Genomic DNA, 3,171 nt, shown 5'->3' on the forward strand with positions numbered 1-3,171 from the left:
ACTGACACACCGCTTTCGCGAGCAAGCCCGCTCCCACAGGGGATCTGTGTTGATAGCTACATCTTCAAACGGGACCGACGACTGCCATGACCGAAGACACCATCAAACGCCGCGCCAAAGGCCTCGACCGGGCGTTCGATATCCTCGATTTCCTCAAGGAAATCGGCCAGCCCCTGCGCCCGAATGACATCGCCAGCGGCATCGGCAGCCCCAAATCCACGGTCTACGAATTGGTGGCCTCGCTGCTGGAACGGCGCATCCTCGAAACCGTCGGCAAGGACGGTCACGTCTACCTCGGCCGTCAGCTGTACTTCCTCGGCCAGGCCCACCTGCGCCATTTCGACCTGACCCGCGAAGCCGACCACGCCCTGCAGGAAATCGTCAGCCAAACCCATGAAACCGCCCAGATGTGCCTGCTCAATGGCCGCAAATACACCGTGGCCCTGATGCGCGAAGGCGAGCGGCATTTCCGCATTTCCTCAGACATCGGCGAGAACGCGCCGATCCCCTGGACCGCCTCCGGCCGCCTGCTGCTGGGCCACCTGAGCGACCAGCAAATCATCGACCTGATCGACTACGACGACTTCATCCTCCCGGACGGTCAGCGCCTGCCTCTGGAAACCTTCCTCGGGCAAATCCGTCAGGCCACCCTCGACGGATTCTTCTCCTTCGACAGTGTCGCCGACACCTTTACCCACTGCTTTGCCGCCCCGGTTCGGGACGCCCAAGGCATCAGCATTGCGACCCTGTGCATCGTCGCCCCACGGGCCGATGCGATCAAAAACTACAACGACTACCGCCGGGTGCTGATCGACAGTGCGAACAACCTGGCCCGTCGCATCAACGAATAGGAAACCCTTATGTCTGCCTTCAATGCCGTTGAAAAAGGCGCCGCCGCCATCGGTGCACATCTGGTCCGTGACGTCAGCCTGCCAGCCCTGGTGTTGCACCGTGACGCCCTGGAACACAACATCCGCTGGATGCAGGATTTCGTCAGCAACAGCGGTGCGCAATTGGCGCCTCACGGCAAGACCAGCATGATGCCCGCGCTGTTCCAGCGGCAGATCGAGCAGGGCGCCTGGGGCATCACCCTGGCCAACGCCGTGCAGACCCGCGCTGCGTACGCCGGTGGGGTTCGCCGGGTGTTGATGGCCAACCAACTGGTGGGCGCGCCGAACATGGCGCTGATCGCCGACCTGCTGGCCGACCCCGAATTCGACTTCCACTGCATGGTCGACCACCCGGACAACGTCGCCGACCTGGGCCTGTTCTTCGCCGCCCGTGGCCTGCGCTTGAACGTGATGATCGAATACGGCGTGGTCGGCGGGCGTTGCGGTTGCCGCACCGAACAACAGGTGCTCGACCTGGCCAAGGCGATCAAGGCCCAGCCTGCGCTGGCCCTCACCGGCATCGAAGGCTACGAAGGGGTGATCCATGGCGAGCACGCCATCAGTGGCATCCGCGAATTCGCCGCCTCCCTGGTACGCCTGGCCGTCGACCTGCAAAACAGCGGCGCCTTCGACCTGGCCAAGCCCATCATTACCGCCTCGGGTTCGGCCTGGTACGACCTGATTGCCGAATCCTTCGAAGCCCAGAACGCCGCCGGCCGCTTCCTCAGCGTATTGCGCCCGGGCAGCTACGTGGCTCACGACCACGGCATCTACAAAGACGCGCAGTGCTGCGTACTCGACCGTCGCAGCGACCTCAACGAAGGCCTGCGCCCGGCGCTGGAAGTCTGGGCCCATGTGCAGTCGCTGCCGGAGCCGGGCTTCGCGGTGATCGCCCTGGGCAAGCGCGACGTCGCCTACGACGCCGGCCTGCCGGTGCCGCTCAAGCGCTACAAGGCTGGCGTGCTGCCAGCCGAGGGTGATGACGTGACCGCGTGCAAGGTCACCGCCGTGATGGACCAGCATGCGTTCATGGTCGTCGCACCGGGGGTTGAGTTGCGCATTGGCGACATCATCTCCTTCGGCACATCCCACCCGTGCCTGACCTTCGACAAGTGGCAAGTGGGTAATCTGGTGGATGAGCAGTTGCAGGTGATCGAAAGCCTGCATACCTGCTTCTAGACCGAGTCGCGCCTTTCGCGAGCAAGCCCGCTCCCACATTCGACCGAGTTCCTTCAGTTGAAATGCATTCAAATGTGGGAACGGGCTTGCTCGCGAAGAGGCCCTCCAGTACATCGAGAGACCCCAGGCATGAACACAAAACCCCGCATCGCCCTCATCGGCGAATGCATGATCGAACTGCAACACCGCGCCGACGGCAGCCTGCAACAAAGCTTCGGCGGCGACACCCTGAACGCCGCCGTCTACCTGCGCCGCGAACTGGGTGAACCGAGCACCGTCGACTACGTCACCGCCCTGGGCGATGACAGCTTCAGCGATGCCATGTGCAAGCACTGGGCCGAAGAAGGCCTGGGCCTGGGCATGGTCCAGCGCCTGCCCGGGCGCCTGCCGGGTTTGTACTGCATCCAGACCGATGCCAACGGCGAGCGCAAATTCCTCTACTGGCGCAATGAAGCGGCCGTGCGCGACTGCTTCACCACACCGGCGGCCGAGCCGATCCTGGCAGCGTTGCCGACGTACGACGTGGTGTATTTCAGCGGCATCACCCTGGCGGTGCTGGGCGAAGTGGGCCGTGCGCGCCTGCTGGAAACCCTGGTCGAAACCCGCAAGCGCGGCGGCAAGGTGGTATTCGACAACAACTACCGGCCACGCCTGTGGGCCAGCATGGACGCCGCACGCGCGGCGTATCACGCGGTGTTGGCCGAGGTGGATATCGCCTTGCTGACCGAGGATGACGAACGGGCGTTGTTCGGCTATGAAGACAGCGAGCAGGTGTTTGCGGCGTACCCGACGATTGCCGAGGTGGCGCTCAAGCGCGGGGCGGATGCGTGTTTGATTCGCTGGGAGGATGAGCGATTCGAGGTGCCGGCGCTGGTGGTGGAGAAGGTGGTCGACACTACGGCGGCGGGGGATTCGTTCAGTGCTGCGTACCTGGCCAGTCGGCTCAAGGGCGGCTCGCCGCAGGATGCAGCACTGGCCGGGCATCGGCTGGCGAGCCGGGTGATTCAGGTGCCAGGTGCACTCATTCCCCGAGACTAACGCTGATCGTTCCCACGCTCCGCGTGGGAATGCAGCCAGGGACGCTCTGCGTCCCAAGAGCGGA

At 64.0% G+C, this 3,171-nt stretch carries 3 protein-coding genes; all 3 read left to right on the forward strand.

Annotated elements, in window-relative coordinates; genetic code table 11:
- The first annotated feature begins 86 nt into the window (after nt 1–86).
- The 3 genes from ACW9I6_RS31690 (at nt 87) to ACW9I6_RS31700 (ending at nt 3,107) form a co-directional block, all read left to right on the forward strand.
- Nucleotides 87–851 carry an IclR family transcriptional regulator gene (locus tag ACW9I6_RS31690; RefSeq protein ID WP_003208002.1) on the forward strand — a complete coding sequence of 255 codons (765 nt, stop codon included), beginning with the start codon at nt 87–89 and terminating at the stop codon, nt 849–851.
- A 9-nt stretch (nt 852–860) separates the two neighbouring features.
- Nucleotides 861–2,069, forward strand: coding sequence for an amino acid deaminase (locus ACW9I6_RS31695; protein WP_003208003.1), 1,209 nt, complete (start codon nt 861–863; stop codon nt 2,067–2,069).
- A 129-nt stretch (nt 2,070–2,198) separates the two neighbouring features.
- Nucleotides 2,199–3,107 (forward strand): sugar kinase, encoded by a 909-nt coding sequence (locus tag ACW9I6_RS31700; protein WP_457340217.1) that lies wholly within the window; start codon nt 2,199–2,201, stop codon nt 3,105–3,107.
- Nucleotides 3,108–3,171: the final 64 nt, after the last annotated feature.

This window comes from Pseudomonas sp. SDO5522_S412 (assembly GCF_054071215.1).